A 26,045-nucleotide genomic window follows, 5' to 3' on the forward strand; every position below is an offset into this window, starting at 1 on the left:
CCTCCTCCCAAAGGAAGGATACCATTTATGTACATTTTTGTGCATTTTTATTTTCCTCTTTTTGTCCATTTGTATTTTACCATTTACAGTTTCTGAACACAAAGAAAAGCTTGTAGAAGGTTTCACAAAAAAATACAATGTGGATAAGTTAGTTTATTTTGAAATGTATGAAGACATAAAATTATGCATTGAGCGAGAAAAAGAAATAAAAGGTTGGAGAAGGGAAAAGAAAAATAAGCTGGTTGAGTCTATGAATCCTGAATGGAAAGATTTAAGTTACAGATTATAATTTACAAGATTCTTCGCCCTACGGGCTCAGAATGACAAAAAAGGGGAACGTCATCCTGAAGACTCCTTTTCTGTCATCCCGAGGAATATTCTTCTTTTGTCATCCCGAGGAACGAAGTGACGAGGGATCTTTCTTTTTTGTCATCCTGAGGAGCGTAGCGACGAAGGATCTTATTCTTTACTGTCATTCCGAGCGAAGCGAGGAATCTTATTTTTTACTGATCTTGCCAATCTCGCCAACCTCGCTAAATCAAGATTCCTCGTCGCATGCGCTCCTCGGAATGACAGAAAGGGTAAGATTCCTCACACTTCGGGTTCGGAATGACATGGGTGGAAGGTCAACCTCGCCAACCTCGCCAAATCATCGGTCTAATAGCAAAATGTGCTTCCAAAAAACTCGTACTAAAAAGGAAGTATATTTCCCAAATTTTCGTGTTATAATTTAAATAAAGTATTCTTCACATGAGGTGAAAACATGAACCTTATAAAAAGAAACGTACTTGAAAAAATCAAAAACCATTTAAATAAACCTGAAATCACCATTATTACCGGTCCAAGACAAAGTGGAAAAACCACATTGATGAAAATTATTGAAAAAGAACTTATATCAAAAGGAGAAAAAACATTATTCTTAAATCTTGACATAGAAGAAGATATGAAATATTTTAAATCCCAGGCAGATCTATTGAAAAAAATCGAGTTAGAAATAGGAAATTCTAAAGGTTATGTATTTATCGATGAAATTCAAAGAAAAGAAAACGCAGGTTCATTTTTAAAAGGAATATATGATATGAACTTATCGTATAAATTCATTGTATCAGGTTCTGGAAGCATTGAACTTAAAGAAAAAATTCACGAATCGCTCGCAGGAAGAAAAAGAATATTTGAACTCCCAACTGTAACTTTTGAAGAATTCGTAAATTACAAAACAAATTACAAATACGAAAACAAATTGAATAACTTTTTCGATTTAGAAAAAAATAAAACTTTATCTTTCATAGAAGAGTACATGAATTTTGGTGGTTATCCTCGAGTTATACTTGAAACAAGCCTGAAAGAAAAAAATGAGATAATAAAGGAAATTTTTCAAAGTTACATTGAAAAAGACATAACAAGCTTTTTAAGAATTGCCAAAACCAGTGAATTTAATCTATTAGTAAGAATATTATCCCACTTAACAGGAAAAATACTCAACTTTTCAGATCTTTCATCAGAAGCCGGTATATCTACAAAAACATTAAAAGAATATCTGTGGTATCTTCAAAAAACATACATTATCGATACAATACGGCCTTTTTTTACAAACAAATCAAAAGAACTAACCAAATCACCAATTTGCTATTTCAAAGATCTGGGTCTAAAAAATTACGCTTCAGGAGAATTTGGAAATGTAAGAGACTATAGTTTTCTATTTCAAAATTTTGTATATCTTGAATTGTATAATTTATCAAAACAATATGACTTTTCTATTCACTATTGGCGAACAAAAGACAAAGCAGAGGTAGATTTCATTTTAAGAAAAGGCTTAAATCTCCTTCCTGTGGAAGTAGAATATAAGAAACTTAAAAAATTTGAAATTACAAGAGCAATGAGAAGTTTTATCCAGAAATATCAACCGCAAGAAGCAATAGTTATAAACCTAACATCCAAACACGAAAATGTGTTACACAAAACAAAAATCAAGATAATTCCTTTTTATGAAATTAAGCAAATCATTTCTAATTATTTTTAATAATTATACCTGCACATTAATACATACGCAGCTCCTTATCACATTACTATTCTCACTGTCATCAAACTCGATAATCTTGCCAACACTCACTAAATACAAGATTCCTCGCCTTCTACGCTCCTCGGAATGACACTGGTGGGGGATTCCTCGCTTTTCTGCTTCTCAGAATGACATAAAAAAAGAGTGTCATCCCGAGGAATATTCCTCTTTTGTCATCCCGAGGAACGAAGTGACGAGGGATCTTATTCCTTATTGTCATTCCGAACGTACGTGAGGAATCTTGTTTTTTCCCAACTCTCGCCAACCTCGCTAACTAAATGCCTCACCACAAAAGTCCAAGTACCCACAATGGTATTTTATTTCTAATAGGCAAATCCAGATCATCCCTTATAACAAACTCAGAATTCTTTTGCTTTTTACTTTTTCCTCCAACTTCAATTTTCATGCCGTCAAAAATAAAATCTCCGTCTTTTTCATTTTTCATCGAATATACTTTGCCTTTTTCTCTTAACGCAAAAACAACAAACGCTTCTCTAAAGTTTCCTATTTCCCCTTCGTATATGTAATAATATGATGGATCTGAAAGAAAAATCTTATCTCCTTTTGAGTTTACTTTAAAATCTCTTTCCTTATGAACAATATTGATCAATTCTGATTCTTCCATAACACGCATAAGCTCATATAGTTTTGGCTTTCCAACACCCCATTCCTTACACATTGAATCAATATTAATAGTGGGAATTTTTGAATAAAGCAAATAACTAATAATTGCGTTCATTAACCGAAGGTGATTATCTCTAACTGACTCCAAAAAATATGGAATATCATTATACAACGTCTTTTCCAGTACATTTTTCATCTTTTCAGAAAAATTCCCTTCTAAAAAAAACGGCCGCGTACCAGACGAAGAGTACTCTTTAAATAGTTTTAAAACTTCTATGTCTTTTGCCAAAGAAATTATATATTCTCTATCAAAAGCAAAAGGAGAGTTTATCTTGTCTATCTTTTTTCCAGTTGCAAGATAAATATATTCCCTAAACGATAACAAAGGCATTCTAACCTTTATAAATCTTCTTGAAAGATCAGCAATTCCCTTTCTCAAAATAATGCTACTACTATCACTTATCCAGATTTTCTTGTCTGGAAAAGAATCATACAAAGATTTTACCTGGATACTCCAATTATTCAAGAAATGCACTTCATCAATTATCAATCCACTAAATCCTTCCAGAAAAACCCTCTCTCCAAGATTATATAGTGAAATCTGGGAAAGCAGCGGATCATCACCTGAAACATAGAAAAAATTATATCTTTTTGCACTAAATAGCAAATACGTCGTTTTTCCAACACCTCTTGGACCATATAACAGGATTCCTCTTTCACTATCCATTCTTTCTAACTTTTCAAAATACAATCTTTTCCTTTCTGGAAGGGCACTTACCATCCTTTCCTTCCTTGTTTCTAATCTTTCAATTATCTCAATCACATCCATTAATAACCCACCCTTCGTTTCGATTTAAAACGATTATACCATATATTAGTTTTAACACAAAACGAATAACAAAAATAAACCCAAATATAGTTTTATATTAAAACGATTTTAGACAATATTCGTTTCGTATCAAAACTATAAAACTTTTTTCTACTAACCCTCGCCAATCTTGCCAACACTCACTAAATACAAGATTCCTCGCCTTCTACGCTCCTCGGAATGACACTGGTGGGGGATTCCTCGCTTTTCTGCTTCTCAGAATGACATAAAAAAAGAGTGTCATCCCGAGGAATATTCTTCTTTTGTCATCCCGAGGAACGAAGTCACGAGGGATCTTATTCCTTATTGTCATCCCGAACGAATGTGAGGGATCTTGTTTTTTTTACTAGCCTCGCCAACTCCTGTTAATTTGGCTACTGTAACAGTCATTTTATAAAGAAAAAGAACAATACAGTAGTCAAAAAATGGTAAAATATAAATGGAACAAGAAAGGAGTGGAAAACATGGATATCATACCTGAGCTTGTTGGCATTCAAACAAATATAGCTAAAAAAGTACCACTAAAATTCAAAAGATATTTATATAAAAAAATCAATTGGGATTATAATGTAATCACAATAATGGGAGCCCGTGGAACAGGAAAAACCACCATGGTACTCCAATACTATATAGAAAATATTAATCGTCCGGATAAGATGCTGTACATTTCTGCAGATAATCCTCTTGTTCTTCGGGAAGGCTTATATGATATAGCAATGGAATATTTTAAGTATGGAGGCGAATCTTTAATTATTGACGAAGTTCATAAATACCCCGACTGGTCTCTGCAAATAAAAGCTATCTGCGATGCTTATCCTGATAAAAAATTGATAATTTTAGGTAGTTCTAAACTTGAAATATCCACCCAGAAAGGAGATCTTTCAAGAAGAACTCTGGTTTATAATTTACACCCCCTTTCTTTCAGAGAATACTTAGAAATAATAACAGAAGAAAAGTTTGAAAAAATAACACTGGAAGATCTATTAAATAATCATGTTTATTTTGCCAGTAAATTAACCAAAAAAGTAAAAAACATACTATTACATTTTAAAAACTTCCTTCGCTTTGGCTGTTTCCCTTTCTTTATTGGACTTAAAGAAGAAGACTATCACTCACTAACTCGAAACATCCTTGATAAGGTAATATACGAAGATATCCCCTCCCTTAAAATTTTAAAAAGCGAAACAATATTACCATTGAAAAAATTAATTGCTTTTATTGCAGATTCTAATATACCAACTTTCAGTGTTTCTTCAATTACTAAAGAATTGGGAGTATCAAAAGAAACAGTTTACGAACTGTTTGAACTTCTTCAAAAAGCAGATATTTTAAGAATCATTCGAACAAAAAGAGCGTCACTACGTTCAATAAAAAATGCCAAAATATTTTTCCTTTCCCCAAATTTCTACTATGCCATCATGAAAGAAAGATGGATCAGAAACCCGAAACCTGGCAACATAAGAGAATCCTTCTTTGTATCACAATTAGAAAGTAAAAAATTATATATTCCACCATCGGGTGATTTCCTGGTAGAAGATAATAAAAAAGAATATATTTTTGAAATAGGTGGAAAAAGCAAAGGAAAAAAACAGATATCTAATCTGGAAAACGCATACATACTTCGAGATAATATTGAAATAGGTTTTGGTAATATAATACCACTCTACCTTATAGGATTCTTGTACTAACCCTCGCTAACCTCGCTAATTATAAGATTCCTCGTCGCGTACGCTCCTCGGAATGACACTGGCGGGGGATTCCTCGCTTTTTTGCTTTTCAGAATGACGTAAAAAGAGAGTGTCATCCCGAGGAATATTTTTCTTTTGTCATCCCGAGGAACGAAGTGACGAGGGATCTTATTCCTTATTGTCATTCCGAACGTACGTGAGGGGGATGTCATCCTGAGGAGTGTGAAGGCGAAGGATCTTCTTTTACTAACCTCGCCAATCTTACTTTTTCTAAAGATAAATTTAGTAAATATATCTTTAGTAAATTATGATATAATTCATTTGAGGTGATAACATGTTTATTAATAGGGATAAAGAAAAAAATTTTCTCAGAAGAAAACTTTCCAGCAAAAGGTCTGAATTGTTAATAATTTATGGTAGAAGACGCGTTGGTAAAACTTTCCTTCTTGAACATGTGATTAAAAACGGTCTTTTCTTCACCGCTGATCTTTCAGGGAGCGTTCCACTAATGAACAGATTCTTGAACGAAATAAAAGAACTTATAAATCTTCCTGAAAGTTTGAAAATTAACTCATGGGAAGAATTCTTTTCCTTTTTAGACATGGCAATCAACACCAGAAAAATCAATACCGTTGTTATTGATGAATTTCAATATATTCCATATAAAGACGATTCTTTTCTATCCATATTTCAAAGATGGTGGGACAAAAATTTTTCAAAAAAAGACGTAAAGTTTATTCTGTGTGGTTCATACAGTGGAATGATAGAAAAAATAGCACTTTCACAAAACAGCCCAATATACGGTCGCAGAACAGGCCAATACAAAATATTACCAATGAATTTTGAAGATTCTGTGAAATTTTTTAATTTCGATTCGAAGCAAGATTATGTTCTTGCTTACAGCGTTACAGACGGTGTCCCCCTGTATCTTCTTGAATTTTCAAAATACACCAACTTTTTTGATGCTTTAAAAGAAAAAATATTAACTCCGGGAGAATTTCTTGTAGAAGAGGGGAAATTCCTGACTCTTGAAGAGTTTAAAAAAGACCCATCAAATTACTTTTCCATATTAACCGCCATAGCAAACGGAAAAACAACCCCAAATGAAATAGCAAACGAAAGTGGCATGGAATATAAAAGCATAGGTACCTACCTTTCAAGGCTCCTTGAACTTGAGCTTATAAAAAAAGAACAACCATTTTCATTAAAAAAAGCTAAGAAAAAAGCGTTTTATTACATTAATGATGAATACCTGAGATTTTATTTCCGCTACATTTATCCCCACCAGGAAATGATATATCGAGGCCTTGGCAGCAAACTTCTTGAAAAAATAAAAACAACCCTTTCACAGCATGTTTCTTTTACCTTTGAAAAAATTTCAAAACAATATTTTGAAAAACATACTGGTATTGAAAAAGCTGGAAGATGGTGGGGAGCTGGAAATGAGATAGACATTGTTGGTGTTAAAGATAATACCTTATATGTTGGAGAATGCAAATGGACAAACAAGAAAATAGATGGAAAGATTTTGAACAGTTTAAAAAGAAAAATACCTTACCTTCTAAAAGACCTCGAATATGAACCGGTAAAAATCATCTACTACCTATTCTCAAAAAACGGATTTGAAGGATTAAAAGAAAGTGATGATGTAAAACTTATAACATTAGACAATATAATTCACTAATCAACCCTCGCTAAATACAAGATTCCTCGCCTTCTACGCTCCTCGGAATGACATAAAAAGAGAGTGTCATCCCGAACGAATGTGAGGGATCTTATTCCTTATTGTCATTCCGAACGAACGTGAGGAATCTTAATCTTTTCCCCAACCCTCGCCAATCTTGCTAACTCTCGCCAATTATAAGATTCTTCGTCGTTTCACTCCTCAGAATGACAGAGAAACAAGATTCCTCGTCGCTAACGCTCCTCGGAATGACACATTTCGGGGATGCCAATCTCGTCAATTAAGATTCTTCGCACTCCGTGCTCAGAATGACAAAAAAAGGATGTCATCCCGAGGAATATTCCTCTTTTGTCATCCCCTTTCTCCTTTTTTGTCATCCCGAGGAACGAAGTGACGAGGGATCTTATTCCTTATTGTCATTCCGAACGCATGTGAGGAATCTTATTTTTTTTACTAACCTCGCTAACCTCGCCAATCTTGCTAACTCCGCCAATTATAAGATTCTTCGTCGTTTCACTCCTCAGAATGACAGAGAAACAAGATTCCTCGTCGCATGCGCTCCTCGGAATGACGTAGGAAGGGGCCAACCTTCCAAATGAAGCACATGTCACAGCTGTCACACAGTATAGACAATTGTCACACAAGTCACACAACGTGGTATAATAAAATCGAACATCAAATCTATCACAGGTGGTGAAACTGTGAAAAAGAGTAAAATAAAAGAAATTCTCCAGGCTCTTTTTGACGCCCCTTTATCATCCAGAAATTTACTTGTTGATAGAAAAGAAGAAATAAATTTTCTCAATACAATATGCTCTTTTCAGCCTTTAGGTGTATATGGTGTATGTGGTGAAACTGGTGTTGGAAAAACAACATTATTAAACTTTCTTGATCCCGGTGAAGGAAAAAGAATTTACCTGAAACTTACGGAAAAAGAAAACAAAGAAGTAATAATCGGTGATATGTTATATAAACTTGCCAAAGAGGTAGAAAAATACGAAAAACCAGAGCTCTCGAAAATCGCTAAAGAATCAATAGAATTTGTTATCGAAGAAAGAAATATAACCAATTCTGTGGGAGCAGGTGGCGGCGTTATTGTCAGCGGAAATTTTTCTAAAAGCACAACTCGTATAAAAAAGTTTAATATCTATCAAGCTTACGATTTGTTAGACAGCATCCTTAATCTATTACTTAAAAAGTATAAAAGAATAGTACTGATTATAGACGAACTTGACAAAGAAAAAAAAGAAGAAGTACTAATGATTCTGGATTCACTCAAAAGTATATTCGACAAAAACAACCTGGTAGTAATATTATCTCTTCCATTTGCAATATACCGGGAATATACAAAAGATAGACTAAGATGGAACGAATCTGGAAATTTAGAAAACATTTTAAAAGACGTTCTCTTTTTAGAACCTTTGAGCGACAGGCAAATTCAAGAAATGATTATGAAAAGATTAGAAAAATACCCCGATTTTTTCGACAGCGATACGTTATATGAAATAGCAAAATACAGCGATGGTAATCCAAGAGACGCTCTATGGATCTCTCAACAAATTGTTCTGGATAATCTTGACCTGGAAAGAATAACGGGCAAATCTGCTACCGAAACTCTTAAAAAAATTACTAAAAAATATTTTGAAAGCTCACTGGATTTAACCGAAATTCAGGAAAAAGTACTAAATGTAATAGCAAAATACAGCGGGAGCAGGAACGAGCTGGTAAAAAAATTAGAAAAAGAGGGGATAAAAAGACAAACAGCATACACCTATATAAATCGATTAAAAGAAAATGGATTAATACTCGAAAGAAACGGAAAATTAAAAGTTTCCGGTAAGATACTTTATATCATATCTAACTAAACAGTCACAACTGTCACACGTTGTAGACAATTGTCACATATGTCACAACCAATCTCTGCCAACTACATTCCCTGTCATCCCGAACGAATGTGATGGGGATATCATCCTGAGGAGTGTGAAGGCGAAGGATCTTTTCCCTATTGTCATTCCGAGCGAAGCGAGGAATCTTATTTTTTTTACTAACCTCGCCAATCTCGCTAACTCTCGCTAACTTTTACCTGGCATGATTCTTCCCAGTGTAGTCTTATCAAAATCAGCATCGTAACTGACAATTTTAAGTTCTAAGCTTTTTGCCAGATAATATTGGTAAGAATCATCGAAATCAAGATTATAATGTTTTGAAATCTCAAAAAGCTTTGGAAGGTCATCCAGGCCAACTTCAACAATATTAAATTCTTTTATAACATCGATAAAAACACGAAATTCCCTTTCAAGATTATAACGACTGAAAATTATTCAAATAGAATAAATCGTGAACAAACTTATAAACAATTTTTCGCAGGGAATCTCTTTTAAAAATTTCTCTATATCTTCAGCATGTGTTCCATTTGTCATATATTCAATTAGAATGTTTGTGTCCAGGAGATATCCTTTCACCACCTGTCCCCCATTCCAGCACTTTATGTTGAAGTTCAACCGCGTTAAAATCACTGATTTTACCTGCGATTATGCCTCTGATTTTTTTAAGTGAATTCTTTCGTTTTCTTTCTTTTGCAAGAAGAAAGTCAACAAAATCTTCTACTTCTTTTCTTTCCATTGTAGAAAGCCGATTTATCTTTTCTATTAAATCCATTAACTTCACCACCTTTAAATATGGCTCTTTTACTATTTTCCTCAAAAATATTGTACCATAATACCATCCTCATAGTCATCCTGAGAAACACCATCAAGAAGAGGGATGTCATCCCGAGAAATATTCCTCTTTTGTCATCCTGAGGAATATTCCTCTCTTGCCATCCCCTTTCTCCTTTTTTGTCATCCTGAGGAGCGTAGCGACGAAGGATCTTTTCCCTATTGTCATTCCGAGCGAAGCGAGGAATCTTATTCCTTATTGTCATTCCGAACGTACGTGAGGAATCTTATTTTTTACTAACCTCGCCAACTCTCGCTAACTCTCGCCAATTATAAGATTCTTCGTCGTTTCACTCCTCAGAATGACAGAGAAACAAGATTCCTCGTCGCTAACACTCCTCGGAATGACACATTTCGGGGATGCCAACCTCGTCAATTAAGATTCTTCGCACTCCGTGCTCAGAATGACAAAAAAAGGATGTCATCCCGAGGAATATTCCTCTTTTGTCATCCCGAGGAACGAAGTGACGAGGGATCTTATTCCTTATTGTCATTCCGAACGTACGCGAGGAATCTTGTTGACTAAATTGGGCCTTATTTAGTCACCATCATGACAAATATGTTATAATAAACACTGTCAGTGAATTTTCGGAGGTGTTATTGTGGATTTTTCATTTATTCAACGGCAAAATCCATGGTGGAAAGATAAAAATTCAATACACTTTGATATGCATATAAAAAGTTTTGTAAAAAGCAGTTTTAAACACGTCCCCGCATTCATGGAAAAACTTGAAAAATTCAAAGAAGGAATTTACGTGCTTAGAGGCCCCAGGCAAATAGGCAAAACAACTATTTTAAAATTGTTAATAAAGAAGCTTATAGACTCCGGGAAAAATCCCATAAACATTTTTTATGCCTCACTTGATATGGTAAAAGATGCCGAAGGACTATTAAGATTAGCACTTGATTATTTTGATTTTGCTGAAAGCTTTGGTAAAACAGCAGATAATAAAACTTACATTTTTTTTGACGAAATTTCAAGTGTTAAAAGCTGGCAATTTGCTATAAAACATCTTTATGACACGGGGCTTCTAAAAAACGCTTTCGTTGTTTTAACAGGTTCCTCCTCTTATGATTTAAAAAATTCAATAGAAAGACTTCCCGGAAGAAGACAGGCGGGCTTTGACATTATCTATCTTCCTGTAACATTCAGAGAATTTGTAGAGCAAAGACACAAAGTAAATATACAATACCAATTTAAAGATTTATTTTCTGCCAGTGAAAAAGACCTAAGAAAAATAGTACTTCAACTTTCAATGTATAAAAATGAATTTACCGCATATCTAAATTCAGGAGGCTTCCCCAAAGTTATTAACGATTACCTTGAGAACGGATTAATAACAATAGAAACATTAAAAACATACAGCGACTATTTATACGGAGATATAGAAAGATTTAAAAGATCAAGATTTATAATGAACCAATTACTATTTGAAATCCCAAAATTAATAGGTCAGAGATTCTCGTGGAATTCACTTGCAAATAGTATCGAAGGAATCAACTCCAAAAATACTATAGAAGATTATATACAATTACTCGGCATGAACTTCCTCATTGGCACACTATTCTTCTATGACTTTTCAAAAAATTCAATAAAACCAAAAAAGCAAAAGAAAATATACCCGGTTGACGCAATAATCACCAGAGTCATTGAACATATAACAGGTCATCAAATACAAGTTCCAACACAAATTGAACAAATTGTTTTTACCCATTTATTGAAATTCTCAAAAGACTTTTCCAGCGGCCTGGTTCTCTATTCAGGACCATATTTCTGGTATTCTCAAAAAGGCAAAGAAATAGATTTTCTTATAAAACAAAATGGAAAAGTTATACCAATAGAAATTAAATATCAAACCAAAATCTCTCCCTCAGACTTTTTTACAATGAAAAAAGTATTTGGAAAAGGCATTTTAGTAACTAAAAACACAACATTCAGAGCAGAAAACATCATAGCCATCCCTATTGAAACATTTCTATTACTTATCTAACCTCGCTAATCTCGCTAAATACAAGATTCCTCGTCGCATCCGCTCCTCGGAATGACACATTTCGGGGATGCCAACCTCGTCAATTAAGATTCTTCGCACTCAGTGCTCAGAATGACAAAAAAAAGGATGTCATCCTGAGGAATATTCTTCTCTTGTCATCCCGAGGAATATTCCTCTTTTGTCATCCTGAGGAACGAAGTGACGAGGGATCTTATTCCTTATTGTCATTCCGAACGAAGTGAGGAATCTTATTCCTTATTCTTCATTTTTTGTCATTCCGAACGAAGTGAGGAATCTTGTTTTTTTTACTAACCTCGCCAATCTTGCCAACTTTTGCCAAATACAAGATTCCTCGCCTTCTACGCTCCTCGGAATGACACAGGAGGGGGATTCTTCGCCCCTTGCGCTTAGAATGACAAAAAAGGGTGGTGAAATAACATGGGACACACTCTTACTGACCTTATGCTATAATATGAGGGAAATAGAAGATTTATATGCCTGGAGGTGTTTTAATGTCGAAAGAAAAACTACTTGAAAGAATAGAAACAAGGAGAGACGTACTTGGAGGAAAACCGATTATAAAAGGAACAAGAATACCAGTTGAATTAATATTAAAACATATAGCAAATGGCTGGGAATTCGAAAAAATCTGCAACGAATACGGTCTGGAAAAAGCTGATATAAGAGCAGCAGTACTATACGCTGAAAAAGTCCTCGAAGGCGAGGAGGTTTTTATTTGAAATTCATAACAGATGAAAACATTCCAAAAAGCATAGAAACCTTCCTTAAAAACCTTGGATATAACGTTGAAAGTATCAGAAACATTTGCAAAGGCGCAACAGACGATGAGGTCATGAAACTAACAGCAGAACATCTGGCAATACTTGTAACTTCAGACAAAGACTTTGGAGAATTAGTATTTCGATTTGGAGAAAAAATACCAGGTATTATTCTTTTAAGGGTAAATGATATACTAAAGTCTCAAGAACTTCTAAAAAAAGTACTTAAAGAACAAAAAGAATTGACAAATAAATTCATAGTTATTACTGAAAAAGGATATAAGATCAGAAAAATGTATTAAATAAGTCCCTTATTCTTTTACTAACCTCGCCAACCTCGCTAATCATAAGATTCCTCACCCTTCGGGTTTGGAATGACACAGAGGGAGAATCTCTTGCTAATCTTGCGAAATTCTTTGGCACTAACGTTTCTCAGGACAGGCCTTGCCAAGCATGCTATTATATGGTATGATATATAGTAGGATATTTAGGGGGCGATATTGTGCGTTATGTAAATAGTAAAGAATTACGATCTAACCCTGCGATCTTGTGGAAAGATGAGGAAACTATTATAACTGTAAATGGAAAACCTGTTGCTGTGGTTACCCGCATTGATGGTGATCCAGAAAATACTCTACTTGCATTAAAACAAGCAAAAGCAATGATTGCTGTTGAAAAAATTCGCCTTATTTCGAAGCAAAAAAGATTAGATAAAATTTCTGACGAAGAAATCAACCAGGTAGTAAAGGAAGTTAGAAATGAAAACAAAAGTAGTCGTTGATACTAACGTAATTGTTTCAGGTTTAATAAAACCCAATAGTACTCCCGCGAAAATTTTAAATTTAATTCTCTCGGGGGAATTTACAATTTGTGCCGATAGTAGAATAATTAGCGAATACAACGAAGTTCTTCTAAGGGACAAATTTTCTTTTCCAAAAGATCTCATTAATGACTTTATTTCTTACCTAAAGTCTGTATCTATACTTGTATCACCACCTTCACTCCCAATTAAATTAACAGACTCCGGGGATCTTCCTTTTATTGAAGTGGCATATTATCTGAATATCCCAATAATAACCGGAAACACAAAACACTTCAAGAGCCTCAAAAATATTAAAATATTCACACCTGATGAATTTATCAAAATTTATAAGAAAATTTGAGTAAACTCTTGCAAGACCGTTCATTCGTGAAACGAAAGAGTATCACTTTTTACCAACTTTCGCAAGATCCTTCGTCGTTTCACTCCTCAGGACAGGCCTTGCCAACTTTTGCCAAATACAAGATTCCTCGCCTTCTACGCTCCTCGGAATGACAGAAAGGGTAAGATTCCTCACCCTTCGGGTTCGGAATGACAAAGGAAAAAAAGGTCATCCTGAGGAATATTCTTCTCTTGTCATCCCGAGGAACAAAGTGACGAGGGATCTTTTTCCCTATTGTCATTCCGAGCGAAGCGAGGAATCTTATTCTTTTACTAACCTCGCCAATCTCGCTAATCTTGCCAACCCTCGCCAATTACAAGATTCCTCGTCGCTAACACTCCTCGGAATGACATAAAGAGAGAGTGTCATCCCGAGGAACGAAGTGACGAGGGATCTTATTCCTTATTGTCATTCCGAACGAATGTGAGGAATCTTATTTTTTTTACTAACCTCGCCAATCTTGCCAACCCTCGCCAATTACAAGATTCCTCGTCGCTAACACTCCTCGGAATGACATAAAGAGAGAGTGTCATCCCGAACGAATGTGAGGGATCTTTTTCCTTATTGTCATTCCGAGCGAAGCGAGGAATCTTATTCTTTTACTAACCTCGCCAACCTCGCTAAATATGGTATAATTCACTCGAGGTGAAATTTAGTGTTAAAGTGGACCGAGCATGCTCTTGAAAATCTCAAAAGCAGAGGAATATCCAAAAAATTAGTTGAAGAGATATTAAAGAATCCCGATGAAATAGTGACGGGAAAGTATGGAAGGACCATTTACCATAAACTTATAGGAAACAAACTTATGAGAGTTATCACCGAAAATAACTTAATAATTACGGTGTATTATACTTCCAGGGTAACAAAATACTGGAAAGGAGGTAAAAAAGAATGAAAATCAGGTATTCAAAAGAAGTTGATGCTCTTTATATAAGACTTAACGAAAATAAAATAGTAGATTCGGATGAAATAAATGAAAACATAATAGTAGATTATGACGCTCAGGGAAATATAGTAGCAATAGAAATACTTCACGCTTCTGACAAAGTAGACATAGATGAAATATTTATTAGAGCACTTCCAAAAGTATTGGTAGAAACATAAATAGATCTGCCGCTCACCTATTGATTGTTTTAAATATCTATCTTAGCATTTCAAACATTATTTCTTGTTATTATGAACATATCTTCTTTTCCCGGTCATCCCAAAATCCCACTTTTTTATTGTCATCCCGTCCTTCTTTCCTGTCATCCCGAGGACTATTCCTCTCCTGTCATCCTGAGGAATATTCTTCTTTTGTTTGTCATCCCGAGGAATTTTCTTCTCTTGTCATCCCGAGGAACGAAGTGACGAGGGATCTTTCTTTTTTGTCATCCTGAGGAGCGCCAGCGACGAAGGATCTTTTTCCTTATTGTCATTCCGAACGTACGTGAGGAATCTTAATCTTTTCCCCAACCCTCACCAACCCTCACCAACCCTCGCCAACCTTGCTAACTCTCGCCAACATATGTTATAATATATGTAAAATAGAATTAATTTTCACCTGGAGGATGAGCATGAAAATCATAAAAATAATCTCCTTCATTGATATTTTCTTGATATTCCTTTTAAATCATTTCATAACCTCTACCATATTTACAGGAGCCTTTCTTTCGTTTATAATATGGTTGGGAATATACGCTTTCAGAGTATACGATCCAGATTATCTAAAAGAATACAACGAACAACTAATAAGAACCTTTGCAGGAATCATAATAGGCTTCATTGGAATCTTGGTTTTCTATCCAATATTTGAAAGCGTATTAAACCGCTGGTTTTTCATATACAACGCTTTTATCCTGATTATAGTAATCCCTGTATTACATAAAATAGAGTTTTCTATTTTAATGAAAAACATACCCCAGAAGAAATACCTTGTAATAGGAAAAAAAGAAGAACTAAAAGACATACTAAAAGAAATCGAAGAAAAATCACAGGGAAAACTTAAATTTGCAGAATTTCTAAACCCAACGCCAGCATTATTAACACAAAAAATTAACCAATACGACGCGCTCCTTGTTGCTGACCAGGAACTTGAAAAACATGTGGAAGCAGAAATAAACGAACTAAAAGAAAAATTTGAAATAGAATATCTCCCAAACCTTGTTGAACACACGTTAAAAAGAATACCAATAAAAGTTGCATTAAAATTCAAAGAATACTATGAAATAGCATTTCAAAATACAAAAGAATCACCAGCAAAAAGAATACTTGACTTCTTTGTATCAATAATAGGCTTAATAATATTTTCTCCTTTCATGCTAATAACAGCAATTGCAATATTAATAGAAGATGGAAGACCAGTTGTTTTTAAGCAGTTGAGGGTTGGGAAAAACAATAAACACTTTACACTTATAAAATTTCGAAGCATGAAAAAACAAAAAAAAGATAAAGCAAAATTTGCAGATCAAGAACAGGATAGAATATTAAAAATTGGCAGGATAATCAGACCGCTTAGAATAGACGAATCATTACAATTTATAAACATCTTAAAAGGTGATATGAGCATCGTTGGACCAAGACCAGAGCAAATACCCTTTGCCAGACAATTTGAAAAAGAAATAGCATTTTATTCACAAAGGCACCATGTAAAACCAGGCCTTACCGGCTGGGCACAAATAATGTATAAATACGCATCCAATACAGAAGAGATAAAAAAGAAATTAAGCTATGACCTATGGTATGTAAAAAACAGAAACATCCTCCTGGATTTAAAAATAATACTTCAAACAATAGAAGCTGTGTTCTGGAAGAGGGGAGCGAAGTGAATAAAACTTTAAAAGTAAGTATAATAACAGTCACCTATAATGCTGCAGAGTTTTTAGTTGATGCTATTGAAAGTGTAAGAGCTCAAACTTATGAAAATATAGAGTATATAATTGTAGATGGTGATTCGAAAGACGGCACTCAGGACATTATACAACAGTATTATAGACGAGGAGTTATAACAAAATACATAAGTGAGAAGGACGACGGTATATATGATGCAATGAACAAAGGCATAGATTTAGCAACAGGTGATATAATTGCTTTTTTGAATTCTGACGATTTTTACGTAGATAAATACGTAATTTCTGATGTTGTTTCAACTTTCATTAACAGCAAGTTAGATGTAGCTTATGGAAATGTGATCTACGTTTCAAGAAAAAATATTAAAAAGATTATTAGATACTGGAAAAGTGGCGAATTTAGGAAAAATAAAATAGCAACGGGATGGCAAATACCACACCCTGCTTTGTTCGTAAGAAAAACCGTACTAAATAAAGTTGGCAAGTTTGATACGAAATATAAAATAGCGTCTGATTACGATTTTATGCTTAGAATTGTTATGAGAAGTGATGTTAACATTCAACATATAAATAGAGTAATTGTTGCCATGAGATGGGGTGGAACAAGCACTAAAAGCTTCAAGAATATGCTAAAAGGTAATAAAGAAATTTTTGATACCTTGAAGAGAAATAATTTTGTGAAAATTCCTTTTAGTTTTTTTTTAGTAATGAGACTTTTTAAACGAGTTGCACAAATGATAGGAGGTTTAAAGAGTTGAAGAAAAAAGCCCTAATTACCGGTATCACAGGCCAGGACGGCTCATATTTAGCGGAACTACTTTTAGAAAAAGGATATGAAGTACACGGATTGATTAGAAGATCATCAACATTTAACACAAGAAGAATAGACCATTTATATAAAGATCCACATGAAGAGGGGGCAAGATTATTCTTGCATTACGGAGACATGACAGATTCAACAATGCTTGTAAACTTTATTCAACAAATCCAACCAGATGAAATATACAACCTTGCTGCGCAAAGTCATGTAAAAGTATCATTTGAAATACCAGAATACACAGCAAACTCAGATGCATTGGGAACGTTAAGACTACTTGAAGCAATAAGGCTTCTCGGCTTAGAAAAGAAAGTAAAATTCTACCAGGCATCTACAAGTGAGCTCTTTGGAAAGGTGCAGGAAATCCCCCAAAAAGAAACAACACCATTCTATCCACGAAGTCCATACGCAGCTGCAAAATTATACGCATATTGGATAACAATAAACTACAGAGAAGCGTACAATATGTTTACCTGTAATGGAATATTATTCAACCATGAATCAGAAAGAAGAGGCGAAACATTTGTAACAAGAAAAATAACACGAGCAGCGACAAGGATCTTATTGGGAACACAAGAAAAATTATACCTTGGAAATCTAAATGCAAAAAGAGATTGGGGATATGCAAAAGATTATGTAAAAGGAATGTGGCTTATGCTTCAGCAGCAAGAGCCAGATGATTATATCCTTGCAACAGGTGAAACACATTCTGTAAGAGAATTCTGCGAAAAAACATTTGAAAACCTGGGAATAAAACTTGAATGGGAAGGAAAAGATATAAATGAAAAAGGAATAATTAAAAACATAGAAAAAGACAAATTAATAGACTTTGTAGAAAAAGTAAAACAAAGCCACCCGGATTTAGAAAACTTTAAATTGAATCTTCAGCACCTAAAAAAAGGAAAAACAGTAGTAGAAGTAGATCCAAAATACTTCAGACCCACAGAAGTAGATATACTCTTAGGAGATGCAAGCAAAGCAAGGGAAAAACTTGGCTGGAAACCAGAAGTAACCTTTGACGAATTAATACAAAAAATGGTAAAATATGACTTGATGCTTGCAATAAAAGAAAAACACAGAAATGAAATAATAAAAGAAGGGTGATCATAAAATGGAAAAAGATTCAAAGATATACGTAGCGGGGCACAGAGGGCTTGTTGGTTCAGCTATTGTTAGAAAATTAAAAGAGCTTGGATATACAAATATAATAACAAAAACACATAAAGAACTTGACCTTACAGACCAAAAAGCAACAAGAGAATTTTTTGAAAAAGAAAGGCCAGAATATGTATTTTTAGCAGCGGCAAAGGTTGGAGGAATACTTGCAAATAACACATACAAAGCAGAATTTATATACCAAAACATAATGATAGCTGGAAATGTAATAGAAGCATCGTATAGATACGGTGTAAAAAAACTTCTAAATCTTGGTTCATCATGTATATATCCAAAATATGCACCACAACCAATGAAAGAAGAATATCTACTTACAGGAGAACTTGAACCAACAAATGAACCCTATGCGATAGCAAAAATCTCTGCAATAAAAATGGTAAGGTATTTTAACGAGCAATACGGCACAAACTTTATAAGCGTAATGCCAACAAACCTTTATGGACCTAATGATAATTTTAATCTTGAAACATCTCATGTATTGCCCGCACTTTTGAGAAAATTTCATTTAGGAAAATTATTGATGGAAGAAAGATATGAAGATATAATAAAAGATGTAGAAAAGTATCCAATAGGATTTGGACTTGATAAAGAAATAAATAAAGAAGATCCAAAGACAATAGAAAAGGTATTAGAAAAAGTAGGAATAACTAAAGAATCAATAACAGTATGGGGGACAGGAGAAGTATATAGAGAATTTATGTATGTGGATGATCTAGCTGATGCTTGTATATATTTAATGAATGAAGTTGAAGCAGAAAAAATGAAAAAAATATCACCAGACTACTTTGTAAACATAGGAACAGGAGAAGATGTAAAGATAAAAGATTTGGTAGAAATGATAAAAGAAATAGTGGGATACAAAGGAAAAATAAAATGGGATACAAGTAAACCCGATGGTACACCAAGGAAGTTATTGGATGTAACAAGGTTGAATAAACTGGGGTGGAGATATAAAATATCTTTGGAAATGGGAATAAAAATGTTAGTAAATAACATTTAGAGTAGAGGTGTACGAAATGATTAGGGTGGGTATAGATTTGTTATGGCTTAGACCTGGTAAAGTCGGTGGAACTGAATCTTATATTAGAAATTTATTAGATGGTTTTTTGAAATATTCTGATGATGAATTTAAATTTTATTTATTTTTGTCAAAAAACAATAAGTATACATTCGCAAAATATTTTAATAATGAAAAGTTTTATGAGGTTACTTGTAATATAAATAATGAAAAGGTGCTAAATAGAATTGTTTGGGAAAATTTTAATTTAGATCGATATGCAAAAAGTAAAAAAATAGATGTTATGTTTATTCCTGTATATAGCAAACCTTTTTTAACATCCAAAAAAATTAAATATGTTACAGTAATACACGATTTGCAAGCTTTGCATTATCCTGAGTATTTTTCTAACAAATATGTTATGTGGATGAAAATTTCTTGGCTTAACGCTTTGTACACATCCGATAAAATAGTGACAATTTCAAATTTCGTAAAAAACGATTTAATTAGCAAATTTAATTTAAAAAGTAAAGACCAGAAAAAAATAGAAGTTATATATATTCCTATTTCAAATTTAGATGAATTTGAAGATTTTGAGGTATTATCTAAAAGATACAGTATTGAATCAAAGAAATATTTTTACACTATTTCTTCATTATTACCTCATAAAAATACGAAAGTATTACTATACATTATGAAAGAAATTAAAAATAAATATAAATATTTACCTCAGAAATTATTAATAAGTGGAATAAGTACAAAAGGAAAAAAGGAATTAAATAAATTGATTAAAAATTTAGATTTAAAAGAAAATATAATCTTCACAGGATACATAAGTAATATGGAAAGAAATTCTCTATATAAAAATTCATTTATATTTTTATTTCCGAGTATTTTTGAAGGGTTTGGAGCGCCTCCGGTGGAAGCCATAGAGTTAGGTGTTCCTACTATTACTACAAAAAAAGCATCGTTGTATGAGGTAACTCAAGGGAAAGCATATTATGTTGATGATCCTTATAGTGTTGAACAATGGATTGATCAGATTTTAGTTGTGAAAAATACGAATTTAAAGTTAAAACAACACTTCAGCGAATATGAATTAACAACAGTTACAAGAAGGTATCTTGATTTATTTAGATTAATAACCATGTAGCATTAATTCAAAGGAGTGAAAGATTTGAAGAGTATTATTTCTAACGCTTTTGGAACCTATAAAAAAATTTATAAAAAAAATTATCCATGGGTTTTAGTTTCATATTTGACTTTACCTTTTTATTTAAAAAAAATAAAAAGATACATGTTAGCACACCAGAATCGATATGGAGCATTGGTTTTATTTGAATGTTTTAAAAGATTTAATTTTAATTATTATGGAATACAATATAATAAAACTAATCTTAAAATTAATCTTGACAAAGAACAAGTAAAAATAGTTTTTGGAATAGAACCAAATTTTTTGAGATTGTCTAATTACTATCCCGATTCAATAAAGATATATTTTGCAACTGGTGCATATTATAAACATCAAAATAAAATGATAATTTCAAGAACAGATGAAGTGAATAAAAAAAAGAAAGCTAATTTAAAATATGTTAGAATGGTTCCAGAACATAATTCGGCAGAAATAGCAGATTACATTTTTCAAATAGGTTCAAAATATACAATAGAAACGTATCCAAGTAATTTGAGAAGTAAAATAAGGTTGGTTAGACAAGGAACATTTGATTTTTTAAAATATAATGAGAAGTTAAAAAAAGAAAAATTCAATGATAAAGTTTTTTTGTGGTTTGGTGGGAAGGGAGCAATTTTAAAGGGATTGGATTTAGTTTTAGATTATTTTTCAAAAAATGATGAATATAAATTACATGTTGTTGGTCCAGTAGAGCCCGATTTTCAAAAAATCTTTGAAAAGGAACTTTTTTATACAAGTAATATTTATTTTCACGGTTCACTGAAAATTCACTCAAAAAAGTTATATGAAATATCTTTAGAGACATCTTTTATTATTTTACCATCAGCAAGTGAAGGAGGAGTTCCAGGAAGTGTTTTGAATATGATGAGATTAGGTATGATTCCTTTAGTAAGTAAATATGCAGCTTTTGATGAAATTGAGGATTATGGCTACCTCATCAAAGATCTTTCAGTTGACGGGATTAAGGAAGTAATTGAAAAAACAAAAAGGTTAACTTCTGATGAATTAATAAAAATATTCAAAAAAAATAGTGAATATGCACAAGGTTATAGTTACAATAATTTCTACCTTGATGTTAAAAACGAGTTAGAAAAAATTAAATTGAATTAAATTGAATTGTATTGAAAAGTAGAAATTTAAATTTCATTAAACAAAGGGAAGTGATATAATAAAGCTTTATAAAGTAGGTTTAAGTATAAATTTAGTGATTATAATAACATTTTTTTTCTGTTTTCTGCCTTTGCTCTTAATCATAGAGAATTATTTTGGAATGTTTTTAATGTTCTTACAACTTTATATTGTTTTAATTCTCTTTTTCAACTATCATGTTTTGAAGAAAGGTTCTCTATTTAATCTTTGTTTATTTACATATTATATGGTCTATCTGTATATTGCTCCAATTTTTCAAATTTACTATAAAAAATTTCCTAACAATCTTATTTTCATATACAAATATGCGTTTATAAATGTATTAATGTCGACCTTATTTCTTATAGTTTATATGTTTATTGATAAAAGCAAAAAATATAACCTCGCATCTATAATTGCTAATAAAATTGTTAATTATCTTCGATTTACAACAACAAATGTGAATTTAAATAAACTTCTTCCTTATTTTATCCTTATTTCTATGTTTTTGATTTACTTTATGAGAAATTACTTAATAGATGTTTTGATAATAGCAGAAGGAAATATTGCATTAGTTCCTGACAATAACGTTAGGGCTATTCAACTTATCATAAAAAAATTTCTCTTCTTTGTAGGAATTATTCCATTTTTAATAGCATTTTCAAAATTGAAATTCAAAAATAATTCTTTGAAAACTATTTTGTTTTTTTTGTTAACTTTCGCCATTGCTTTTATTTTTAAAAATCCTTTTAATGAAAAAAGAGGGGTGTTAGGTAGTATTTATTTATCGTGGTTTTTCTACTTTATTTTATTGAAGAAAAATTTCGTGATTACCAAAAAAACTTTGATATATTTTTTTATTTTTTTATTTTTATCACTACTTTTTCTCTACCCCACAGTCAAAGTATTTACTCATTTATATTTCAACTTCGCAAAAATAGTTGAAGAACCATCAAGGTTTTTTGATATAACTTTAAACTATCTTACAAACTTTGAAAGGAACATCACATCATTGGATTACGATTCTTGGATAAATGCTCAATTTACATTTGAATATATTGACAAATTTGGTTATAAATGGGGAAAACAGACATTAACAAGTTTATTATTTTTTGTCCCTAGAAGTATTTATAAGAAAAAAGGAGAAGGAACAGGTGGAATCATTGGAGATTATATAATTAGTAATTATGGTGGATTTCAAAGACAAATTTCTAATCCTGTTTATTCAGAAGCCTTTTTTGATTTATCCATCTTTGGATTATTTTTGTATGCTATGTTTTTAAATTTCCTTTCAAAAACATCTTCATATTTGAAAAAAACTAATAATAACTATTTGATTTTATATTCCCTGTTTATAGATTTTTATGTATTATTCTTATTTAGAGGAGATTTTATTTCGTGCTTAGCTTATTTTGTAGGTTATAGTCTTGCTACTATTTCTATACCATTTTTAATTATTAAACTGCAAAAACTATTCACAAAAAAACTTATACTACTATCCTATGAAAAATCGGACTGAGATGTTAGATGCTTTCTAACTTGGAATACTGAAAAGAAATAAGACAAAATGATATGAGGGAGATTAATGGATTCTTTAAGAAGTATCGCAATGTCTGCACCTGAAGACAATGGAAATGTAATAAATTTTTCTGATTTCCATAGTTTTTGAACAACAGGAACACTTAGGGTAAGGGAAGAAAGAAACTTGCAACGTTTAAAGTGAGAAAGCTTAAAAGAGTAACGACAGAGTTTGCAAATGAACATTTGATTATCAAATTGAATTTTAATTAGGAGGAAAATACTGTATGAAAATATTACATATATCACGATTTTATAATGATGGATATGGCTATCAAGAGAATATTTTGCCTTATTACCAAAAATTATTGGGGCATGAAGTGGTCCATATAACTTCAGATAGAATGTCAGCGTTTGTACCACCTGAAAAAAGAATAGTAGGTGTGAAAGAATATTATGAAAATGGTGTTAAAATAATCCGACTTCCTGTAAAAGGAAAATTTAAAAAAAGATATGTTTTTCTTCATGGACTATACAAAACCATTGAAAAAGAAAAACCTGATTATATTTTCCATCATGGATTGACTTCTCTATCAATTTTTACTGTAGTTAAATATAAGAAAGCACATCCGGGAGTTTTTTTAGCGGTTGATAATCATGCAGATATTAACATCTCGCACGGAAGTGTCACTTGGAAATTATTATTGTTTTGGAAAATTTTATTAAAAAAATGTTATAAACATATAGATCTAATTTTCGGTGTAACTCCATTGAGATGTTTGTTCCCAATAAAATATTTATCTGCACCAATAGATAAGATTAGGTTTTTGCCCATTGGAGCTGATACAAAAAATGTTCCTAAGGAAAATATGTTTGAGTTAAGGAAAAAATATGGTTTTGATAAAAATGATCTAATTATTGTTACAGGGGGCAAAATTACTAAAAGAAAAAGAATGGATAAGATACTTGATGCTTTTAAAATTATAGAAGGTGAAAATGTTAAGTTAATAATATTTGGGAAAATATTTGACAAAGACTTTGAGAAAAAGATGGTAAAAACAAAAAATGTTAAATATTTAGGATGGCTTGATAGAAAAAAAACTTTGGAAGTTTTAAAGTTAGCTGATATTGCTATATGGAATACACAACATACAACATTAATAGAAGACGCAATAGCCACTGAAACACCACTTATATTACGGTATTATGGCACAACAGCTCATTTTATAGATGGAAATGGTTTGTATTTATACAGCAACTCAGTTAAAGAAATATACGAAAAAATCAAATTATTAATTGAAAACAAAGAATTTCTAAATAAGATGAAAAAAGCTTCGATGAAAATGAGTAAACTCCTTTCGTATGAAAATGTTGCAAAAGAGAGTATAGAGTATTACTATGATTCTTCTCCAAAATTTATTCACAAATATTTTATGAATGACAAATTTATCGATGAAAATTATGAGCACTTTGAAAAAATATCTTATTAGTCACCGGTAATAAGTCAAGAGCAAAAAGAGAAAAAAGCAAAATTGTAACAAAAGGTACAAAAGGTCATTGAAAGATTAGTTTGACACATGGGTTGTTTCAAAAGGTTTGTAAGGGACGTTGTTTTTAAGCATATAGTAGATACTTCTTACAAGTTTTCTAGCAGTAAGTACAACAGCAGCTTTGTGAGCTTTACCTTCATTTCGTTTGGATTTGTAGTAATCTCTAAGCACAGGATCGAATCTAATAGCACTTGAAGCTGCCTGGTAGAGATAATAACGTAAATACTTATTACCTTTCTTAGAGAGTGACTTGTGGTTATTAACCACTTTACCAGAATCGTTTAAATCCCAGCGAAGGCCAGCGTATGAGGCTAACTTAGAATGGGATTTAAAGCGATTAATATCAACTATCTCTGAAATAATAGAAACAGCAAGGACAACAGATATACCTGGGATAGTATGGAGAGTAGTATTGAGTCTATCAAAATAAAACTTAAGCTGTTTATCAATGGATTTAATCTGACTTTTTAAGAGTTTAACTCTGTCAAAGGTTAGAGAAATAGTAAAATTAGCGGTATTAAAATCATTTAAAGTAGAGCGATAAACCTTAGAGATAATACTTTTAAGTTTTTTAGTAAAGTCAATATTAAGTCTTTTTTTGGAAAGAGAAGAGACAATATCGAACAATTCATCAATGGACATATTAACAATATCCTCAGCAGAATAATCGGATAAGATATTGAGTAAAGTATTGGACAAATTAAGATTAGAAGAAAGACCGGGGAAATAAGAAGAAATAAGATTAGCAAGATAAGTTTTTTCTTTAACAAGCTGAGAAGAAAGATAAAATCTAAACCTGGTAAGTTCTTTAAGAGAAATAAAAAAAGACTCATTTGGAAGAAAAGGAACGAGTTTTTCAGGAAACTTTAGAGCAACTTTTTGAATAAGGATAGCATCCAGTTTGTCGGTTTTAGGAAGATTAAGAATCTTTCTGGTTTTGGAAACATCAAATGGAGAGACATAAAAAAGATTCTTAAAACCATGAGAGAAAAGAAAACCAAAAAGATTCTTAGAATAAACACCAGTAGATTCAAGGACAAAAGAAGTAGACTTATCGGGAAATAAAGAAACAAGAGATTCATAACCATCGATAGAGTTTGGAAGGATGCCTTTTAAGGAGTTATCAAAAAAGAAAGAAAAAAAGTCTTTGGAAATATCAATACCAACAAAAGACATAAAAAACACATCCTTTCAAATAAAATCCAACTCTGGGTATGAAGGCAAAAG

Annotated in this window: 24 protein-coding genes; 20 read left to right on the plus strand and 4 right to left on the minus strand. The window is 32.3% G+C overall.

Features of this window, described 5'->3' with window-relative positions:
* The first annotated feature begins 61 nt into the window (after positions 1-61).
* Both JYK00_RS02760 and JYK00_RS02765 read left to right on the plus strand, forming a co-directional pair.
* On the plus strand, positions 62-289 hold the full coding sequence (locus JYK00_RS02760) for a GIY-YIG nuclease family protein (RefSeq protein WP_207567180.1): 228 nt from the start codon (positions 62-64) through the stop codon (positions 287-289).
* A gap of 474 nt (positions 290-763) precedes the next feature.
* Complete coding sequence (locus JYK00_RS02765) at positions 764-2,020, plus strand: ATP-binding protein (RefSeq protein WP_207567181.1); 1,257 nt, start codon at positions 764-766, stop codon at positions 2,018-2,020.
* 322 nt (positions 2,021-2,342) lie between these two features.
* Here the strand turns inward: JYK00_RS02765 and JYK00_RS02770 are convergent, their stop codons facing one another.
* Entirely contained in the window at positions 2,343-3,512 is a 1,170-nt protein-coding gene (locus JYK00_RS02770; protein WP_207567182.1) for an ATP-binding protein, read from the minus strand.
* Between the two features lie 503 nt (positions 3,513-4,015).
* On the opposite strand from JYK00_RS02770, the gene JYK00_RS02775 reads away from it, so the two are divergent.
* From JYK00_RS02775 to JYK00_RS02785, 3 genes are all read left to right on the plus strand, one after another.
* Positions 4,016-5,239 carry an ATP-binding protein gene (locus JYK00_RS02775; RefSeq protein ID WP_207567183.1) on the plus strand — a complete coding sequence of 408 codons (1,224 nt, stop codon included), beginning with the start codon at positions 4,016-4,018 and terminating at the stop codon, positions 5,237-5,239.
* 334 nt (positions 5,240-5,573) lie between these two features.
* Positions 5,574-6,923 carry an ATP-binding protein gene (locus JYK00_RS02780; RefSeq protein ID WP_207567184.1) on the plus strand — a complete coding sequence of 450 codons (1,350 nt, stop codon included), beginning with the start codon at positions 5,574-5,576 and terminating at the stop codon, positions 6,921-6,923.
* Positions 6,924-7,624: 701 nt separating this feature from the next.
* A complete protein-coding gene (locus JYK00_RS02785; protein ID WP_207567185.1) occupies positions 7,625-8,788 on the plus strand; it encodes a P-loop NTPase fold protein in 1,164 nt (387 codons plus the stop codon).
* A gap of 207 nt (positions 8,789-8,995) precedes the next feature.
* Here JYK00_RS02785 and JYK00_RS09890 read toward each other — a convergent pair whose 3' ends face one another.
* Positions 8,996-9,244 (minus strand): PIN domain-containing protein, encoded by a 249-nt coding sequence (locus JYK00_RS09890; protein ID WP_207567605.1) that lies wholly within the window; start codon positions 9,242-9,244, stop codon positions 8,996-8,998.
* A 103-nt stretch (positions 9,245-9,347) separates the two neighbouring features.
* A complete protein-coding gene (locus JYK00_RS02795; RefSeq protein WP_207567186.1) occupies positions 9,348-9,581 on the minus strand; it encodes a DUF2281 domain-containing protein in 234 nt (77 codons plus the stop codon).
* A 661-nt stretch (positions 9,582-10,242) separates the two neighbouring features.
* Between JYK00_RS02795 and JYK00_RS02800 the strand changes: the two genes are divergently transcribed.
* The 15 genes from JYK00_RS02800 to JYK00_RS02870 all read left to right on the plus strand — a co-directional run bounded on the left by JYK00_RS02800 (position 10,243) and on the right by JYK00_RS02870 (position 24,758).
* A complete protein-coding gene (locus JYK00_RS02800) occupies positions 10,243-11,631 on the plus strand; it encodes an ATP-binding protein (protein ID WP_207567187.1) in 1,389 nt (462 codons plus the stop codon).
* Between the two features lie 512 nt (positions 11,632-12,143).
* The gene (locus JYK00_RS02805) at positions 12,144-12,371 is read left to right on the plus strand and encodes a DUF433 domain-containing protein (protein WP_207567188.1); all 228 of its coding nucleotides are present in this window, start codon (positions 12,144-12,146) and stop codon (positions 12,369-12,371) included.
* Positions 12,368-12,712 (plus strand): DUF5615 family PIN-like protein, encoded by a 345-nt coding sequence (locus JYK00_RS02810; protein WP_207567189.1) that lies wholly within the window; start codon positions 12,368-12,370, stop codon positions 12,710-12,712. Before JYK00_RS02805 ends, JYK00_RS02810 begins: the two co-directional genes overlap by 4 nt.
* 200 nt (positions 12,713-12,912) lie before the next feature.
* Entirely contained in the window at positions 12,913-13,191 is a 279-nt protein-coding gene (locus JYK00_RS02815) for a hypothetical protein (RefSeq protein WP_228288194.1), read from the plus strand.
* Positions 13,169-13,573 (plus strand): putative toxin-antitoxin system toxin component, PIN family, encoded by a 405-nt coding sequence (locus tag JYK00_RS02820; protein WP_207567190.1) that lies wholly within the window; start codon positions 13,169-13,171, stop codon positions 13,571-13,573. Before JYK00_RS02815 ends, JYK00_RS02820 begins: the two co-directional genes overlap by 23 nt.
* Before the next feature lie 694 nt (positions 13,574-14,267).
* Positions 14,268-14,507, plus strand: coding sequence for a DUF4258 domain-containing protein (locus tag JYK00_RS02825; RefSeq protein WP_207567191.1), 240 nt, complete (start codon positions 14,268-14,270; stop codon positions 14,505-14,507).
* The gene (locus tag JYK00_RS02830) at positions 14,504-14,716 is read left to right on the plus strand and encodes a DUF2283 domain-containing protein (protein ID WP_207567192.1); all 213 of its coding nucleotides are present in this window, start codon (positions 14,504-14,506) and stop codon (positions 14,714-14,716) included. Before JYK00_RS02825 ends, JYK00_RS02830 begins: the two co-directional genes overlap by 4 nt.
* A 452-nt stretch (positions 14,717-15,168) precedes the next feature.
* Positions 15,169-16,419 carry an exopolysaccharide biosynthesis polyprenyl glycosylphosphotransferase gene (locus JYK00_RS02835; RefSeq protein ID WP_207567193.1) on the plus strand — a complete coding sequence of 417 codons (1,251 nt, stop codon included), beginning with the start codon at positions 15,169-15,171 and terminating at the stop codon, positions 16,417-16,419.
* Positions 16,416-17,198 carry a glycosyltransferase family 2 protein gene (locus JYK00_RS02840; RefSeq protein WP_207567194.1) on the plus strand — a complete coding sequence of 261 codons (783 nt, stop codon included), beginning with the start codon at positions 16,416-16,418 and terminating at the stop codon, positions 17,196-17,198. The genes JYK00_RS02835 and JYK00_RS02840 overlap by 4 nt, the downstream gene beginning before the upstream one ends.
* The gene (gmd, locus tag JYK00_RS02845; RefSeq protein WP_207567195.1) at positions 17,195-18,361 is read left to right on the plus strand and encodes a GDP-mannose 4,6-dehydratase; all 1,167 of its coding nucleotides are present in this window, start codon (positions 17,195-17,197) and stop codon (positions 18,359-18,361) included. Before JYK00_RS02840 ends, gmd begins: the two co-directional genes overlap by 4 nt.
* 7 nt (positions 18,362-18,368) lie before the next feature.
* Positions 18,369-19,433 (plus strand): GDP-L-fucose synthase family protein, encoded by a 1,065-nt coding sequence (locus tag JYK00_RS02850; RefSeq protein WP_207567196.1) that lies wholly within the window; start codon positions 18,369-18,371, stop codon positions 19,431-19,433.
* 16 nt (positions 19,434-19,449) lie between these two features.
* On the plus strand, positions 19,450-20,583 hold the full coding sequence (locus JYK00_RS02855) for a glycosyltransferase family 4 protein (RefSeq protein ID WP_207567197.1): 1,134 nt from the start codon (positions 19,450-19,452) through the stop codon (positions 20,581-20,583).
* A gap of 24 nt (positions 20,584-20,607) precedes the next feature.
* Complete coding sequence (locus tag JYK00_RS02860) at positions 20,608-21,732, plus strand: glycosyltransferase family protein (protein WP_207567198.1); 1,125 nt, start codon at positions 20,608-20,610, stop codon at positions 21,730-21,732.
* 169 nt (positions 21,733-21,901) lie between these two features.
* The gene (locus tag JYK00_RS02865; protein WP_207567199.1) at positions 21,902-23,269 is read left to right on the plus strand and encodes an O-antigen polymerase; all 1,368 of its coding nucleotides are present in this window, start codon (positions 21,902-21,904) and stop codon (positions 23,267-23,269) included.
* Positions 23,270-23,555: 286 nt separating this feature from the next.
* A complete protein-coding gene (locus tag JYK00_RS02870; protein WP_207567200.1) occupies positions 23,556-24,758 on the plus strand; it encodes a glycosyltransferase in 1,203 nt (400 codons plus the stop codon).
* A 75-nt stretch (positions 24,759-24,833) separates the two neighbouring features.
* Here JYK00_RS02870 and JYK00_RS02875 read toward each other — a convergent pair whose 3' ends face one another.
* Positions 24,834-25,994: an IS110 family RNA-guided transposase gene (locus JYK00_RS02875; RefSeq protein WP_207567201.1), complete on the minus strand. Its 1,161-nt coding sequence runs from the start codon at positions 25,992-25,994 to the stop codon at positions 24,834-24,836.
* Positions 25,995-26,045 lie beyond the last annotated feature (51 nt).

Source organism: Thermosipho ferrireducens, assembly GCF_017358165.1.
GTDB classification, from domain to species: Bacteria; Thermotogota; Thermotogae; order Thermotogales; family Fervidobacteriaceae; genus Thermosipho_B; species Thermosipho_B ferrireducens.

Bases quoted from the DNA above. Each gene is read 5' to 3' on its own strand.
- JYK00_RS02765 (WP_207567181.1), top strand. From the start codon at position 764: ATGAACCTTATAAAAAGAAACGTACTTGAAAAAATCAAAAACCATTTA.
- JYK00_RS02770 (WP_207567182.1), bottom strand. From the start codon at position 3,512: ATGGATGTGATTGAGATAATTGAAAGATTAGAAACAAGGAAGGAAAGG.
- JYK00_RS02775 (WP_207567183.1), top strand. From the start codon at position 4,016: ATGGATATCATACCTGAGCTTGTTGGCATTCAAACAAATATAGCTAAA.
- JYK00_RS02780 (WP_207567184.1), top strand. From the start codon at position 5,574: ATGTTTATTAATAGGGATAAAGAAAAAAATTTTCTCAGAAGAAAACTT.
- JYK00_RS02795 (WP_207567186.1), bottom strand. From the start codon at position 9,581: ATGGATTTAATAGAAAAGATAAATCGGCTTTCTACAATGGAAAGAAAA.
- JYK00_RS02805 (WP_207567188.1), top strand. From the start codon at position 12,144: ATGTCGAAAGAAAAACTACTTGAAAGAATAGAAACAAGGAGAGACGTA.
- JYK00_RS02820 (WP_207567190.1), top strand. From the start codon at position 13,169: ATGAAAACAAAAGTAGTCGTTGATACTAACGTAATTGTTTCAGGTTTA.
- JYK00_RS02830 (WP_207567192.1), top strand. From the start codon at position 14,504: ATGAAAATCAGGTATTCAAAAGAAGTTGATGCTCTTTATATAAGACTT.
- JYK00_RS02835 (WP_207567193.1), top strand. From the start codon at position 15,169: ATGAAAATCATAAAAATAATCTCCTTCATTGATATTTTCTTGATATTC.
- JYK00_RS02850 (WP_207567196.1), top strand. From the start codon at position 18,369: ATGGAAAAAGATTCAAAGATATACGTAGCGGGGCACAGAGGGCTTGTT.
- JYK00_RS02855 (WP_207567197.1), top strand. From the start codon at position 19,450: ATGATTAGGGTGGGTATAGATTTGTTATGGCTTAGACCTGGTAAAGTC.
- JYK00_RS02865 (WP_207567199.1), top strand. From the start codon at position 21,902: ATGTTCTTACAACTTTATATTGTTTTAATTCTCTTTTTCAACTATCAT.
- JYK00_RS02870 (WP_207567200.1), top strand. From the start codon at position 23,556: ATGAAAATATTACATATATCACGATTTTATAATGATGGATATGGCTAT.
- JYK00_RS02875 (WP_207567201.1), bottom strand. From the start codon at position 25,994: ATGTCTTTTGTTGGTATTGATATTTCCAAAGACTTTTTTTCTTTCTTT.